Source organism: Variovorax sp. 3319 (genome assembly GCF_031456585.1).
Taxonomy (GTDB): domain Bacteria; phylum Pseudomonadota; class Gammaproteobacteria; order Burkholderiales; family Burkholderiaceae_C; genus Variovorax; species Variovorax paradoxus_P.
Map to the genome: position 1 here is coordinate 705526 of NZ_JAVDUZ010000001.1, position 14763 is coordinate 720288.

A 14763-nucleotide genomic window follows, 5' to 3' on the forward strand; every position below is an offset into this window, starting at 1 on the left:
GTTCAGTGTTCTTCGGCCGGCGCCTTGGGCACCGCTCGCTGGCGCAGCACCGTGGCTGCGATGCCGCTCACGATGATGAGCGCCATGCCGGCCCAGCCGGCGGCGTCGATGCGGTCGTCGAACAGCACCACGCTGTAGAACGCCGCAAAGACAATGCCGGAATACTGCAGGTTGGCCACTACCAGCGTACCGGCCTGGGTCTTTGCGGTGGCATAGGCGCGCGTCATGCAAAGCTGCCCAAGGGCGGCCAGGAAGCCGATCGGCAACAGCCACAGCGCATGCTGCCACGTCCATGAATTTCCGCCAGAAAACCCGGTGGCGGCCGTGGCAAACGCGCCGGCCACGGCCGAACCGACCGCGAAATAGAACACCGTGCGCAACTCGGGCTCGCCGATGCGCGACAGCGCCACCACCTGCATGTAGGCGAACGCGGCCGTAAGCCCGGAGAGCAGGCCCAGCAGCCCTGCGAAACCCTGGCTCGCATCCACGCTGGGCTTGAGCATGAGCACCACGCCCACGAACCCCGCCAGCACGGTCAGCGCAAGGGTGCCCTGCAGCGGCGGCCGCTCGACGCGGCCGTCGCGTCCGGGCACCGGCACCCAGGCCAGCAGCGTGCCGCCGACCAGAAAGGCAGCGATCCACACGCTGCTCATGTAGTTGAGCGTGACGGCCGCAGCCAGCGGCATGTGGGCGATTGCGTAGAACCATGCGCCGAGCGACACCACCCCAATGGTGCTGCGCCACGCGTGCATGCCCGGGTAGCTTGTGGCCAGCGGAACACCGCGGTTGCGCGCCAGCAGCCACAAGAAAACGATGCCGATCAGGCCGCGCCCGAGCACCATCTCACCACTGTTGAACCACGCAGAAGCCACCTTGACGACCACGCTCATGGTGGCGAACAAGAAGGCGCCGAGCACCATCCAGAGCGCTTGCACTACGGGCTCAGGCGTTCTGCCGCATTGCGCTGCGGTACCACTCGTGGAACTGCTGCATGCCGTCTTCCATGGGGCTCTGGTAAGGGCCGCTCTCGTCGTCGCCGCGCAGCATCAGCGCGCGGCGGCCGGCGTCCATGCGCTCGGCAATCTCGTCGTCTTCCACGCAGGTTTCCATGTAGGCGGCCTGCTGGGCTTCGACGAATTCGCGTTCGAAGGCGACTATTTCCTCGGGGTAGAAGAATTCCACCATGTTGAGCGTCCTGGTCGGGCTCACCGGGTGCAGTGTCGACACCGTGAGCACGTGCGGATACCACTCGACCATGACGTGCGGGTAGTAGGTGAGCCAGATGGCGCCGTACTTCGGCGGCTTGCCTTCGCGGTACTTGAGCAACTGCTCTTGCCACTTTTGGTAAATGGGGCTGCCCGCGCGGCCGAGCCGGTTGGCCACGCCCACGGTTTGCACCGAGAAGTTGCGGTTGAATTCCCAGCGCAGGTCGTCGCAGGTAACAAAGCTGCCAAGGCCCGGATGGAAAGGCCCGACGTGGTAGTCCTCAAGGTAGACCTCGATGAAGGTCTTCCAGTTGTAGTTGCACTCGTGCAGTTCGACGCGGTCGAGCGCGTAGCCCGTGAAGTCCAGGTCGGCGCGGGGGCCGAGATCGGCCATGTCGGCCGCCACGTCGCGCCCGAGGCCGTTTGCGCCGCGCTCGAACAAAAGGCCGTTCCACTCGGTGAGCGGATAGTTGTGCAGGTTCAGGCAGGGGTCCTGCTCGAAATGCGGCGCGCCGATCAGCGTGCCCGTGGTGCGCGGGTCGCTTGCAGCGTAGGTCCAGCGGTGCAGCGGGCAAACAATGTTGCCGCCGGTCTGGTTGTCGAGCTGGCCACGGCCTTGCAGGATGAGCGCCTGCCGGTGGCGGCACACGTTGGAAATGAGCTCCACGCCCTTGGGCGTGTGCACGAGCGCGCGGCCCTGGTGCTCTTGCGGCAGGGTATGAAAGTCGCCCAGCTCGGGCACCGCCAGGCGATGGCCCACGTAGCGCGGGCCTTGCGCGAACAGCGTTTGCATTTCGCGCGCGTAGAGCGACTCGTCGAAGTACGCGGAAACTGGAAGTTGGCTCGTGGCCTGCTGCAGTTGAAGACTTAAATCAGACATGGAGGACCTGACCAAGCTCCCCACAGGGAGAAAAAAGAGAAAAACGGAAGGCGCCGTCTGGGAAGGCAACGGCCCGAGAGTTGTGCCGGCGCGGCCGACAGGGGAACACGCGATTGTACCCAAGGGGGCACTGCGGTGCCCGCAGCCTTTTGTATGCCATTGCGGCAGATCCGGAAGCGCCGCCGCGGCCCGTGGTGGCGCCAGGCAACGGCCGCACCACGGCGAGCGGCGCCCATTTGGTTCCCCGCCCTAAAATGCCCGATTTCATACTTGTTGTCCCGCATGCCCAAGGTTCCTTCTTCCGCCGCCTCCAGCCCGGCGACCACGCCCGACACCGGGCCGCTGCCGCCCAGCTACGAAGCCGGGCTCCAGGAGTTGGAACAATTGGTTGCAGAGCTCGAATCCGGCCAACTGCCGCTTGACCAGTTGCTTGGCAGCTACCAGCGCGGCGCCGCGCTTCTCGCCTTCTGCCGCGAGAAGCTCCAGGCGGTCGAAGACCAGATCAAGGTGCTGGACGCGGGCAGCCTCAAGCCCTGGACCGCCGAATGAGCGCCGCTGTGGCCGATTGGGATGCCGCGCGGCTCGCCGGCTGGAGCGAACCGCATCTCGCACGTGTAGAGGCCGCGCTTTCGCGCTGGGTCGGCGTCGATTCACCCGTGCTGCTTGGCGACGCGATGCGCTACGCCGTGCTCGACGGCGGCAAGCGGCTGCGGCCCTTGCTGGTTCTGGCTGCAAGCGAAGCAGTGGGCGGCAACGCGGCCGCTGCGCTGCGCGCGGCGTGCGCAACCGAACTCATCCATGCCTATTCGCTGGTGCACGACGATCTGCCCTGCATGGACAACGACGTGCTGCGGCGTGGCAAGCCCACCGTGCATGTGAAATTCGGCGAGGCCGATGCGCTGCTGGCCGGCGACGCCCTGCAGGCCCTGGCCTTCGAACTGCTGACGCCCGAAGGCGACGAGATTCCCGCGTCGATCCAGGCCACGCTGTGCCGGCTGCTTGCACGCGCCGCCGGCAGCCAGGGCATGGCCGGCGGACAGGCCATCGACCTTGCCAGCGTCGGCTTGGCCCTGAACGAAGCGCAACTGCGCGAAATGCACCGCCTGAAGACCGGCGCCCTGCTGCAGGGCAGTGTTGAAATGGGTGCGGCCTGTGCGGCCGGCGTGGCGCCCGCGGCATTGGCTGCGCTGCGCGGCTACGGTGCGGCCATTGGCCTGGCGTTCCAGGTGGTCGACGACATTCTCGACGTGACCGCCGATTCGCAAACCCTTGGCAAGACGGCCGGCAAGGACGCCGCGGCGGACAAGCCCACTTATGTTTCGCTGTGGGGCCTTGATGGCGCGCGCGCGCAGGCAAAGCAGTTGCTCGCCGAATCGCTCGCGGCCCTCGAGCGCAGCGGCCTGGCAGACACCGCGGCGCTGCGTGCGCTGGCGCACATGGTCGTCGACCGCGACCGATGAACTCTGTTGAACAGATGGACAAGAAGAACCACGACGCTCCCATGGCCCCGCTGCTTCCCACGCTGCACGATCCCTCGCCCATCCGCCAGTTCGACCGGGCCCAGCTCAAGCAGCTGTCCGACGAAGTGCGCGCCTGCGTGCTCGACAACGTATCGCGCACCGGCGGGCACCTGAGTTCCAATCTTGGAACGGTGGAGCTCACCGTGGCGCTGCACCATGTGTTCAACACGCCGCACGACCGGCTGGTGTGGGACGTGGGCCACCAGACCTATCCGCACAAGATTCTCACGGGCCGGCGCGATCGCATGCCCACGCTGCGGCAGATCGGCGGTATTTCTGGCTTTCCGCAACGCAGCGAGAGCGAATACGACACCTTCGGCACGGCGCATTCGTCCACCAGCATTTCGGCCGCGCTGGGCATGGCCATGGCGGCCAAGCAAAAGGGCGAAGACCGCCATGCGGTGGCCATCATCGGCGACGGCGCTCTTACCGCCGGCATGGCCTTCGAGGCGCTCAACAACGCCGGCGTGTGCGATTGCAAGCTGCTGGTAATCCTGAACGACAACGACATGTCGATCAGCCCGCCGGTCGGCGCGCTCAACCGCTACCTTGCGCAGCTGATGAGCGGCAACTTCTACGCCGCCGCAAAGAACGTGGGCAAGAGCGTGCTGCGCGCCGCGCCGCCGTTGTTCGAGCTGGCCAAGCGCTTCGAGCAGCATGCCAAGGGCATGGTCGTTCCGGCCACGCTGTTCGAGCAGTTCGGCTTCAACTACGTGGGTCCCATCGATGGTCACGACATCGATTCGCTGGTGCCCACGCTCGAAAACCTCAAGCACCTCGACGGCCCGCAGTTCCTGCACGTGGTCACCAAGAAGGGGCAGGGCTACAAGCTCGCCGAGGCCGACCCGGTGGCCTACCACGGGCCCGGCAAGTTCGATCCGCAGGTGGGCCTGGTCAAGTCGGCCGCGGTAGCCAAGCAGACCTTCACGCAGGTGTTCGGGCAATGGCTCTGCGACATGGCCGCGCACGACGGCCGTCTTGTCGGCATTACGCCTGCCATGCGCGAAGGCTCGGGGCTGGTCGAGTTCGAGCAGCGCTTTCCCGACCGCTACTACGACGTGGGCATTGCCGAGCAGCACGCCGTAACGTTCGCGGCCGGCCTTGCATGCGAGGGCCTGAAGCCGGTCGTCGCCATCTACTCGACCTTCTTGCAGCGCGCCTACGACCAGCTGATTCACGACGTCGCAATCCAGAACCTGCCTGTGGTGTTTGCGCTGGACCGCGCGGGCCTCGTGGGTGCGGACGGCGCCACGCATGCGGGCGCGTACGACATTCCGTTCCTGCGCTGCATTCCCAATATGAGCATTGCGTGCCCGGCCGACGAGCGCGAATGCCGCCAGCTGCTGTCCAGCGCCTACGAGCAGAACCATCCGGTGGCCGTGCGCTATCCGCGCGGGGCGGGCGCTGGCGTCACGCCGCACCTGGCACTCGACTCGCTGCCGTTCGGCAAGGGCGAAGTACGCCGCGAAGGCAAGCGCATTGCAATCCTTGCATTCGGCACTTTGCTGTACCCGGCGCTCACCGCAGCCGAATCGCTCGACGCAACCGTGGTCAACATGCGTTGGGCCAAGCCGCTCGACGTCGACCTGCTGCTGCAGGTGGCAGGCACGCACGACGCCATCGTCACGCTCGAAGAGGGCGCCGTCATGGGCGGCGCGGGCAGTGCGGTGCTCGAAGCGTTGCAGGCGGCCAACGTTCAGAAGCCCGTGCTTCAGCTGGGCCTGCCCGACCGATTCATCGAGCATGGCGATCCGGCCAAGCTGCTCGCGTCCATCGGCCTCGACGCAGCGGGCATCCAAGCCTCGATTGCGCGCCGCTTCGGTTCCGTCGCAGGGTAAACCCCGGCGGGCTGCCTGTAAGCACGTTTTTACAATCGCGGCGACTTACGAAAGTCGTCGACGCGGCCACAAGCCGCGTTTCGTTTTTTCCAATGCACTCGGAGTGAATTCAATGGATCGTCGTTCCCTCATCAAAAACGCCGGCATCGCCGGCGTTCTGGCCGCCGGCATTGCGCCCGCAGTTCATGCGCAAGCCGCCGTCCGCTGGCGCCTGGCCTCCAGCTTTCCCAAGTCGCTGGACACCATCTACGGCGGCGCTGAAGTGTTTGCCAAGGCGGTCAAGGCCATGTCGGGCGGCAAGTTCGAAATCTCGGTCCATGCCGGCGGCGAGCTGATGCCTCCTTTCGGCGTGGTGGACGGCGTCCAAAACGGTTCGGTCGAGATGTGCCACACCGTGCCTTACTACTTCTACGGCAAGAATCCCGCATTTGCGCTGGGCTCGGCCATTCCGTTCGGCCTGAACTCGCGCCAGATGACCGCGTGGATGATGCACGGCAACGGCCGCAAGCTCATGAACGAGTTCTACGCCAAGTACAACATGGTGAGCTTCGCCGGCGGCAACACGGGCTGCCAGATGGGCGGCTGGTTCCGCAAGGAAATCAAGTCCGTGGCGGATTTCAAGGGCATGAAGATGCGCCTGGGCGGCGGCCTGATCGGCGAGGTCATGCAGAAGATGGGCGCCGTGCCGCAAAGCCTGCCGGGCGGCGAGATTTACCAGGCGCTCGAAAAGGGCACCATCGATGCCGCCGAATGGGTGGGACCGTACGACGACCAGAAGCTCGGCTTCAACAAGGTGGCGCCGTTCTACTACTACCCGGGTTGGTGGGAAGGCGGTCCGGAAGTGGACTTCTTCATCAACCAGAAGGCCATGGACGGCCTCTCGGCCGAGAACAAGGCCATCGTGGAAGCCGCCGCTGCCGTGGCATCGTCGGACATGCTTGCCAAGTACGACGCGTTGAACCCCATCGCGCTCAAGCAGCTCGTGGCCGCCAAGACCAAGGTGCTGCCGTTCTCGCAAGCCATGATGGACGCCGCCTACAAGGCTTCGCTCGAGGTCTACGCCGAGAACGATGCCAAGAGCCCTGAATGGAAGAAGATCTACGCCGACTTCCGCAGCTTCCAGCGCGACCAGGTGCTCTGGTTCCGTTTTGCGGAATCGCGCTTCGACTCGTTCATGTCCACGCTCAAGCTCTGATCCGGATTCATTCCGGCCAGCAAAAAGCCCCGCGTCGCGGGGCTTTTTTTGCGTCTCCGAAAAGTACGCCGCTGCGACCCGTCCGGGGCCGCAGCGGCCTTCTTTGAACTACTTCTTGCCGGCGTCCCGGTCAAGCTGTTCCTGCATGGCCTTCATCGGGTCTTCTTCCGCTGCAGGCGTTTCGGCGCCGGCCGGTGCCGAGGCGCCGGGCTCCGGCTCGGGGGCGGGCTGTGAATCGTCCTTCGGCATGTTGGCCTGCATCTCGGCGCCGATCTTGTCGAGGTCGACCGCTACCTCCTTGTCGAGGCCGCTCGAGACGATGGCCGGGAACGCGATGATCAGGCCGACCATGATGATCTGGATGAGCACGAACGGCACGGCTCCCCAATAGATCTGCATGGTGGTGACGGGTTCGATGCGTTCGTTGGTGACCTTGTCGTTGTAGGCCTTCGTGGGCGCCACGCTGCGCAGGTAGAACAGCGCAAAGCCGAAAGGCGGATGCATGAACGAGGTCTGCATGTTCACGGCCAGCAGCACGCCGAACCAGATCAGGTCGATGCCCAGCTTGTGCGCCACGGGGGCCAGCAGCGGCACGACGATGAAAGAGAGCTCGAAGAAGTCGAGGAAGAACGCCAGGAAGAAGATCAGCACGTTCACCAAAATCAGGAAGCCGAGCTGGCCGCCTGGCATGCCGGTGAGCAGGTGCTCGACCCAGCGCGGCCCGTCTACGCCCTGGAACACCAGGCTGAAGATGGTCGAGCCGATCAGGATGAACACCACGAAGCACGACAGCTTGGTGGTGGTGTTGAGCGCCTGCTTGAGGAGGCTCATGCTGAGCCGGCCGCGCACCATGGCCATGATGAAGGCGCCGAGCGCACCCATGGCACCGCCTTCGGTAGGGGTGGCCACTCCAAGGAAAATCGTGCCCAGCACCAGGAAGATGAGCAGCAGCGGGGGGATCAGCACGAAAGTCACGCGTTCGGCAATGCGCGACAGCAGGCGCAGCCGTAGCAGGCGATTGGCCACCGCGATCAAAAAGGCCAGCATCACGCCGACGCACATCGACACGACGATGGTTTCATCGGTGGCTACGCTGGTCACGGGCTGGCCGGTCCACCAGGTGTGGACGTCTGCAATGTGCTTGGCGAAGAACACGGCCGCCGCAGTGGCAAGGGCGGTCAGCACCAGCAGCGAGGGCAGGCCGCTGCTGCCGCTCGGCTCGCGGAAGGTGCGTGCTTCGAGCGGCAGGGCCGGAACCCACTTGGGCTTGAAGATGGCCAGCAGGACCACGTAGCCCGCGTACATGGCGGTCAGCATGAAACCCGGCACGAACGCGCCCTTGTACATGTCGCCCACGCTGCGGCCGAGCTGGTCGGCCATGATGATCAGCACCAGCGAAGGCGGAATGATCTGCGCCAGCGTGCCCGACGCTGCAATCACGCCCGACGCGATGCGCCGGTCATAGCCGTAGCGCAGCATGATCGGCAGCGAGATCAGGCCCATCGAGATGACCGAGGCCGCGACGACGCCGGTGGTGGCCGCAAGCAGCGCACCCACGAAGATCACCGCCAGCGCCAGGCCGCCGCGCACCGGGCCGAAGAGTTGCCCGATCGAGTCGAGCAGGTCTTCGGCCATGCCGCTTCGCTCCAGGATCAGCCCCATGAGCGTGAAGAACGGAATGGCCAGCAGCGTGTCGTTCTGCATGATGCCGAACACCCGCAGCGGCAGCGCCTGCATCAGCGCCTCGGGCAAGAGGCCGAGCTCCACGCCGACGAAGCCGAAGAAGAGGCCGCAGGCGCCGAGGCTGAAAGCCACCGGAAAGCCGAACAGCAGGAAGACGATCAACCCCGCGAACATGATCGGGGCGAAGTTTTGTGTAATGAATTCCATGGGTGCTACCGCTCAGCCTTTGGCGTTGGATTCGGCGAGCCGGCGGATGGACTCCGCCAGCTCTTCTTCGGCGGTCTTTTCTTCCCGCTTCTGCGTCGGGTCGTCGATGCGGCCTTGCAGGAACGCGATGCGCTTGATGAGTTCGGACCACCCCTGGAGCATCAGCAGCGAGAAGCCCAGCGGGATCATGGCGTAGATCGGCCAGCGGATCAGCCCGCCGGCGTTGTTCGACATTTCGCCGGAGCGATAGCCCTGCAGGAAGAACGGAATGCCGTACCAGAGGATGGCGAGGCAAACCGGCGTGAGAAAGAAGCTGAAACCGATGATGTCGACCCAGATCTGGCCACGCTTGGACAGCCGGCTGAGGATCACGTCGATTTTCACGTGCTCCTGGTTCAGCAGCGTATAGCCCGCGGCAATCAGGAAGGACGCGGCGAACAGGTACCACTGCACTTCGAGATAGGCGTTGGAGCTGACGTTGAACACCTTCCGGACCACGGCATTGACGCCGCTGATCACGGTGGACGCAAGGATGAGCCAGATCACGTACTTGCCGATCTGGCCGTTCAGCCAATCGACGGCGCGCGAAAATCTGAGCAGGAAATTCATGCTCTTCTCCAGAAGAATGGATGCTTGGATGCAGAAGCGGTCCGGACTCGGCCGGCGGGCGGCGGTCGGGGCTTTTGCGGACGCGCGATTTTATCGGCGCGGAAAGCCGTTTTCGGGCGCAGCCGGGCGGTGTATTCCCGTAGACGCGCTCGCTGTGCGCCGCGCTGGTGCCGCGGCTCGCCATAATGAAACATGCCATCGTCGCCGCCTTTGCTGCCCGCGGGCCTGCCGCACTCCATCGACTCGCCCGAGATGCGGCGCGCCGGACGCGAACTGCTGTCGCTGGCCCTCATGGACGCGCGCAATCACACGCTCCACCTGCTGTCGCTCTACGAAGAGGCGCTGGCTTCGCCCGATCTTGCAGTGCCGCCCTCGGACGACGCGGGCGTGGTGCCACCGGTGTGGCTGGCCGGGCACATCGGCTGGTTTGCCGAATGGTGGATTGGCCGCAACACGCAACGCGCGTTCGGCGCCGACTGCCCGGTGCGCCCAACCCGCCTCGCTGCCATCGATCCCAATGCCGACGGCTGGTGGGACCCGGCCCACGCAACGCGGCAGCAAATCTGGTCGCCGGCCCTGCCGGACCTCGGCCAAACCAAGGCCTACCTGCTCGAAACGCTGGAGAGCACGCTCGAACTGCTGGAGCATGCGGCCGAAACCGATCCCGGCCTGTACTTCTATCGCCTTGCCCTTTTCCACGAAGACCTGCGCGGTGAACAGCTGATCGTCATGGCGCAAACGCTGGGGCTGCCTCTTGGGATCGAACAACTGCCGATTTCGGTCACACGCGAGCCGTTGGTGCTGCCCGCCACGCAGTGGGAGCTTGGCCAGCCTGAAGGCTGCGGGTTTGCCTTTGCACAGGAGCAGGGGGCCTATCGCGTCGACGTGCCTGAATTCGAGATCGACGCACAGCCCGTGACCTGGAACCAGTTCATCGAGTTTGTCGACGAAGGCGGCTACGACCGCGAGGAGCTCTGGCATCCGGAAGGCTGGCGCTGGCTGGCCGCGCAGGTTGAAGGACGCCGCGGGCCGCGGCACGTCGAGCAGATCGGAGCAGCCCGCAACGGCACTGGCGGTTCGGTGCTGCAGCACCGTTTCGGTGCAACCGTGCGGGCGGCGGGCCACCACAGCGCGGTGCACCTGAGCTGGTGGGAGGCCGATGCCTGGGCTCGCTGGGCCGGCCGCCGCATCGCGACCGAGGTCGAATGGGAGATTGCGGCGCAGACGGCGGCCCGGCGTGGCTTTCGCTGGTCGGACGTGCATGAATGGACCGCGGGCACGCTGCGGCCATGGCCGGGTTTTCGGGCCGATCCATGGAGCGGCGGCGGCGAGTTCGATCCGACCCCGGCATTCGGCCAGGCTCGCGTGCTGCGCGGCGCCTCGTTCGCAACCCGCGCACGCCTGCGCTCCCCGCGGCGGCGCAGCTTCGCACTGCCGGGACGCGACGACGGGTTCTTCGGCTTCCGGACCTGCAGCCTCTGATTCGTCTCGGAGCCCTCGCGTAACTCGCGTCGCTTCAGTGGTTGCCGCCGTCCGAAGAAAGCGGTGGCGCCACTTCCTCCAGCGGCTTGCGCTCCGCATCGGCCGCATAGCGCAACGCCAGCAATCCCGCGACGATGACCAGCGCGGCGCCAATGGCGTAGCCGACCATCACGGCGCCGCGGCTGCCGGTTTCGATGAGTGCGCCGAACAGCACCGGCGCCACGAAGCCGCCGGCGCCCATGCCAATCGCGTAGAAAATGGCGATGGCCATGGCCCGCATCTCGAGCGGAAACACTTCACTCACCGTGAGATAGGCCGAGCTGGCCGCGGCCGAGGCCAGGAAGAACACCGCCGACCAGCACAGCGCCTGGCTGCGCGCGTCGAGCCAGCCCATCATGAAGGCCCATCCGGTAAAGGCGAGCCCGACGCCGGCAAGCACGTAGGTCAGCGCAATCATCTTGCGGCGGCCGACACTGTCGAACAGCGGCCCCAGCAGCAGCGGCCCGAGCACATTGCCCAGCGCGAACGGAAAGATATAGAGCGCCACGCTGCCTTCGGCCACGCCGTAGAAGCGCGTGAGCACCAGCGCATAGGTGAAGAAGATCGCGTTGTAGAAAAAAGCCTGCGACACCATCAGCGCCACCGCGACCACGCTGCGCTCGCGATAGCGGCGCAGCAGCACATGCGCCACTTCGCGCATCGACGGGCTGCGGTGGCGCCCGCCGGCGTAGGCCACGCGCCCTTCGGCTGCTGGCAGCGGACCACGCTGCGCCCGAACCTCGGCCTCGATGGCCTCGACGATGCGCAGCGCCTCGTCCGTACGGCCATGCGCCATCAGCCAGCGCGGGCTTTCGGGCACGTTGCGCCTCACCAGCAAGATGGCCACGGCCAGCACCGCGCCCAGCGCAAAGCCCGCGCGCCAGCCCCACACCGGGCCGATCACGCGCGCATCGAGCAGCACCAGGCTGAGCGCGGCACCCAATGCCGCGCCAATCCAGAAACTGCCGTTGATGGCAAGGTTCACGCGGCCGCGCACGCGTGCCGGAATGAGCTCGTCGATGGCCGAGTTGATGGCCGCGTATTCGCCGCCAATGCCCAGGCCAGTCACAAAACGGCAGAGCGCAAAAAAGGCGAAATCCGGCGAGAACGCCGTTGCCAGCGTGCCCAGCGTGTAGACCACCAGCGTGACGAGAAACAGTTTCTTGCGCCCGAGCCGGTCGGTAAGCCGGCCGAAGAGCAGGGCGCCGATGACCGCGCCCGCGATGTAGATCGAACCCGACCAGCCGATCTCGGCGGCGCTGAGGCCCAGCGTGTCGGGCCGCTCGAGCACGGCGCCTATGGAGCCGACCAGCGTCACTTCGAGGCCGTCGAGCACCCAGGCCACGCCAAGCGCGATCACCACGCGCCAATGCCAGCGCGACCATGGAAGGCGGTCGAGCCGGGCCGGAATGTCGCTATGCACAGCATCCGTCATGGACACAACCTTAACTTATTGGCCCATGGCGAAGCTTCGGCGCGGCAATTTCAGTGCTTGCGCGCTTTCTCGCGCTGAAAGGTCCACCAGGGGAGCAAGGCCCGGAGCGACTGCACTTCGCCGCTGCCTGCGGGCTCATAGCCGGGCAGGGTGCCAAGCAGGTGCTGCCAGCTTGCGCTCTGCAGCACATCCACCAGCGCCCGCATTGCGGGTTGCTCGAGTGCCGACTTCAAGCAGGCCAGGTGATACCGTTCATGCACCAGCGGCACGAAGCCGAGGCCTTCGGCGTGGGCTGCCGACTCCACCCCGAGCCCTGCATCGGCCTGGCCCGACGCCACAGCGTGCGCCACGGCGGCATGCGAGGTTTCGCAGCGTTCGTAGCCTGCTAGTGCCGCGGCATCGATACCGGCTTGCGACAGCAGCTCATCGAGCAGCACGCGCGTGCCGGTGCCTATCGCACGGTTGACATAGCGTGCGCGCAGCCGCGCGACGTCCGCCAGCGAGCGCAGTCGGAGCGGATTGCCGGGCGCCACGATCAGGCCCTGCGTACGGCGCGCAAAGCCGATGAGCTTGTGCTGCCCGGGCTTGAGCAGCGGCTGATAGGTGCGCTGCGCCAGCGAACCCTGCGGCGGATGCTCCAGCGTGTGAAAGCCCGCCATCACGCAGCGGCCCTGGTTGAGCGCGCGTATCGCATCGACGCTGCCCGTGAAGTGAATATCGAGGTGCAGTTGGGCGGTGCCTGCCGCGTGGGTGCGCAGCATTGCAAGCGCATCGTCGTGGCTCGCCTGCAGGCTCAACACGTGGGTGCGGTCGTCGAAGGCAAGGGCGAAGGCGCGTTCGAGTTCTGCGTGCAGCGCCTCGATCTGCGGTGCGAGCCGCGCTTGCGCCTGGCGCTCGGCCCACAACAGCTTGTCGCCGAATTCGGAAAGCTGCGCACGCTGGCCCTGCTCGCTCTGCACCAGTGCATGGCCGAGCGTTTGCTCCCACTGCTTGAGCTCGCCCCACACATGGCGGTAAGACAGGCCGAGTGCGCGCGCCGCGGCCGAGATGGAGCCATGCTCACGCACCGCCTGCAGCAGTTGCATCAGCGGATTGCGAATCTGCCGCGAACCGCTGCGGCGGGGACGGATCGCGTAGGAAAGGTCGATCTGTTGCACGGGGCTGGCGAGACGGAAATGGAGGCCGGCTCATTATGCAGAGCCGCCATCTCCCATCTCCCACCGCCCGCCGCCGTGCGTCAGGCCGTCTCTGCGAGCGCGTCGGCCAGTGCGTTGACGAGGCGGTCGATCTCGGCCTTCTCGGCAATGAAGGGCGGCGCAAGCTGTATGGTGTCGCCGCCGTAGCGCACGTAGAAGCCCTTCTTCCAGCAGTTCATCGCAATCTCGTACGGGCGGCGCGCCGGCTCGCCCGGGAGGGCGGCGATGGTGATGCCGGCTGCGAGCCCGTAGTTGCGGATGTCGGTGACGTGCTTGCTGCCCTTGAGGCTGTGCACCGCATTCTCGAAATGCGGCGCAAGCGTTTTCACGCGGCCGATCATGTCTTCTTTCTGCAGCACCTCGAGCGCCGCAATGCCGGCCGCGCAGGCAACCGGGTGCGCGCCGTAGGTGTAGCCATGCGGAAACTCAAGCATGTAGTCGGGACCGCCGGCTGCCATGAAGGTGTCGTAGATCTCCTTGCTGGCAACCACCGCGCCCATCGGCTGCGCGCCGTTGGTCACCTGCTTGGCAATGTTCATGATGTCGGGCGTCACGCCAAAAGCCTCTGCACCCGTGAGCGCGCCGCAGCGGCCGAAACCGGTGATCACTTCATCGAAAATCAGCAGGATGTTGTTCGCGGTGCAGATGTCGCGCAGCCGCTTCAGGTAGCCCTTCGGCGGAATCACCACGCCGGCAGAGCCCGCGAACGGCTCGACGATGACCGCCGCGATGTTCGATGCATCGTGCAGCGCGATCAGATCGAGCAGGCGGTCGGCCAGCTCGGCGCCGTTTTCTGCCATGCCGCGCGTAAAGGCGTTGGCCGCAATCTGCGTATGTGGCAGGTGATCCGCTTCCACGCCCTGGCCAAAAAGTTTTCGGTTGGCCGCAATCCCGCCCACCGAAATGCCGCCGAAGTTAACGCCGTGATAGCCCTTTTCGCGGCCGATGAGGCGCGTCTTGCTCGCAAGGCCCTTGGTGCGCCAGTAGGCGCGCGCCATCTTCAGCGAGGTGTCGGCCGCTTCCGAGCCCGAGCCGGTGAAGAACACGTAGTCCAGCCCCGCGGGCGTGAGCTCCTTGATCTTGTTGGCCAGCTCGAACGAAAGCGGATGGCCGAACTGGAAGGCGGGCGAGTAGTCGAGCTTGGCGATCTGGCGGCTCACCGCCTCGGTGATTTCGGGGCGGCCATGGCCGAGGCCAGAGCACCAGAGGCCCGAAAGGCCATCGAAGATCTTGCGGCCGTCGCCGTCGGTGAAGTAGGCCCCCTTGGCCTCCACGATCATGCGCGGATCGGCCTTGAAGTTGCGGTTGCCGGTGTAGGGCATCCAGTGCGCGTCGAGCCATGCGGCGTCGGTGCGCAAGGCGGGCGCCGGTTCGATGGCGGGTGTTGCAAGTGTCATGGCGCTTCCCGCGCAGGGCGGGCTCCGGAAGGGTGATGAGGTGTGCCGATTGTTGGCAAGGCAATCAGTGTGGAGAA

At 65.8% G+C, this 14763-nt stretch carries 12 protein-coding genes; 5 read left to right on the forward strand and 7 right to left on the reverse strand.

The annotated features are described in order from the left end of the window. Positions 1–2: 2 nt before the first annotated feature. Together J2X67_RS03565 and J2X67_RS03570 are read right to left on the reverse strand one after the other, a co-directional pair. Complete coding sequence (locus J2X67_RS03565; RefSeq protein WP_309950829.1) at positions 3–920, reverse strand: DMT family transporter; 918 nt, start codon at positions 918–920, stop codon at positions 3–5. Positions 921–942: 22 nt separating this feature from the next. Further along, entirely contained in the window at positions 943–2085 is a 1143-nt protein-coding gene (locus J2X67_RS03570; protein ID WP_309950586.1) for an aromatic ring-hydroxylating dioxygenase subunit alpha, read from the reverse strand. Between the two features lie 282 nt (positions 2086–2367). On the opposite strand from J2X67_RS03570, the gene xseB reads away from it, so the two are divergent. From xseB to J2X67_RS03590, 4 genes are all read left to right on the forward strand, one after another. Continuing rightward, entirely contained in the window at positions 2368–2634 is a 267-nt protein-coding gene (gene xseB / locus J2X67_RS03575) for an exodeoxyribonuclease VII small subunit (RefSeq protein WP_309950588.1), read from the forward strand. Next, on the forward strand, positions 2631–3545 hold the full coding sequence (locus J2X67_RS03580; RefSeq protein ID WP_309950590.1) for a farnesyl diphosphate synthase: 915 nt from the start codon (positions 2631–2633) through the stop codon (positions 3543–3545). Before xseB ends, J2X67_RS03580 begins: the two co-directional genes overlap by 4 nt. Positions 3546–3586: 41 nt before the next feature. Continuing rightward, the gene (gene dxs, locus J2X67_RS03585; protein WP_309950832.1) at positions 3587–5443 is read left to right on the forward strand and encodes a 1-deoxy-D-xylulose-5-phosphate synthase; all 1857 of its coding nucleotides are present in this window, start codon (positions 3587–3589) and stop codon (positions 5441–5443) included. A gap of 112 nt (positions 5444–5555) precedes the next feature. Further along, positions 5556–6638 carry a TRAP transporter substrate-binding protein gene (locus tag J2X67_RS03590; protein WP_281149760.1) on the forward strand — a complete coding sequence of 361 codons (1083 nt, stop codon included), beginning with the start codon at positions 5556–5558 and terminating at the stop codon, positions 6636–6638. 108 nt (positions 6639–6746) lie between these two features. Here J2X67_RS03590 and J2X67_RS03595 read toward each other — a convergent pair whose 3' ends face one another. Continuing rightward, a complete protein-coding gene (locus J2X67_RS03595; RefSeq protein ID WP_309950593.1) occupies positions 6747–8528 on the reverse strand; it encodes a TRAP transporter large permease subunit in 1782 nt (593 codons plus the stop codon). A gap of 12 nt (positions 8529–8540) precedes the next feature. Beyond that, positions 8541–9137: a TRAP transporter small permease subunit gene (locus tag J2X67_RS03600; protein ID WP_309950594.1), complete on the reverse strand. Its 597-nt coding sequence runs from the start codon at positions 9135–9137 to the stop codon at positions 8541–8543. A gap of 192 nt (positions 9138–9329) precedes the next feature. On the opposite strand from J2X67_RS03600, the gene J2X67_RS03605 reads away from it, so the two are divergent. Further along, positions 9330–10619 carry an SUMF1/EgtB/PvdO family nonheme iron enzyme gene (locus J2X67_RS03605; protein ID WP_309950595.1) on the forward strand — a complete coding sequence of 430 codons (1290 nt, stop codon included), beginning with the start codon at positions 9330–9332 and terminating at the stop codon, positions 10617–10619. 34 nt (positions 10620–10653) lie between these two features. Here the strand turns inward: J2X67_RS03605 and J2X67_RS03610 are convergent, their stop codons facing one another. From J2X67_RS03610 to J2X67_RS03620, 3 genes are all read right to left on the reverse strand, one after another. Beyond that, on the reverse strand, positions 10654–12093 hold the full coding sequence (locus tag J2X67_RS03610; RefSeq protein ID WP_309950596.1) for an MFS transporter: 1440 nt from the start codon (positions 12091–12093) through the stop codon (positions 10654–10656). 50 nt (positions 12094–12143) lie between these two features. Further along, the gene (locus tag J2X67_RS03615) at positions 12144–13250 is read right to left on the reverse strand and encodes a substrate-binding domain-containing protein (protein ID WP_309950598.1); all 1107 of its coding nucleotides are present in this window, start codon (positions 13248–13250) and stop codon (positions 12144–12146) included. Between the two features lie 80 nt (positions 13251–13330). Then, the gene (locus J2X67_RS03620) at positions 13331–14686 is read right to left on the reverse strand and encodes an aspartate aminotransferase family protein (protein ID WP_309950600.1); all 1356 of its coding nucleotides are present in this window, start codon (positions 14684–14686) and stop codon (positions 13331–13333) included. Positions 14687–14763: the final 77 nt, after the last annotated feature.

Coding starts and splice junctions, on each gene's coding strand:
- J2X67_RS03570 (WP_309950586.1), bottom strand. CDS start 2,085: ATGTCTGATTTAAGTCTTCAACTGCAGCAGGCCACGAGCCAACTTCCA.
- J2X67_RS03605 (WP_309950595.1), top strand. CDS start 9,330: ATGCCATCGTCGCCGCCTTTGCTGCCCGCGGGCCTGCCGCACTCCATC.
- J2X67_RS03565 (WP_309950829.1), bottom strand. CDS start 920: ATGGTGCTCGGCGCCTTCTTGTTCGCCACCATGAGCGTGGTCGTCAAG.
- J2X67_RS03610 (WP_309950596.1), bottom strand. CDS start 12,093: ATGACGGATGCTGTGCATAGCGACATTCCGGCCCGGCTCGACCGCCTT.
- J2X67_RS03600 (WP_309950594.1), bottom strand. CDS start 9,137: ATGAATTTCCTGCTCAGATTTTCGCGCGCCGTCGATTGGCTGAACGGC.
- J2X67_RS03620 (WP_309950600.1), bottom strand. CDS start 14,686: ATGACACTTGCAACACCCGCCATCGAACCGGCGCCCGCCTTGCGCACC.
- J2X67_RS03580 (WP_309950590.1), top strand. CDS start 2,631: ATGAGCGCCGCTGTGGCCGATTGGGATGCCGCGCGGCTCGCCGGCTGG.
- xseB (WP_309950588.1), top strand. CDS start 2,368: ATGCCCAAGGTTCCTTCTTCCGCCGCCTCCAGCCCGGCGACCACGCCC.
- J2X67_RS03590 (WP_281149760.1), top strand. CDS start 5,556: ATGGATCGTCGTTCCCTCATCAAAAACGCCGGCATCGCCGGCGTTCTG.
- J2X67_RS03595 (WP_309950593.1), bottom strand. CDS start 8,528: ATGGAATTCATTACACAAAACTTCGCCCCGATCATGTTCGCGGGGTTG.
- dxs (WP_309950832.1), top strand. CDS start 3,587: ATGGCCCCGCTGCTTCCCACGCTGCACGATCCCTCGCCCATCCGCCAG.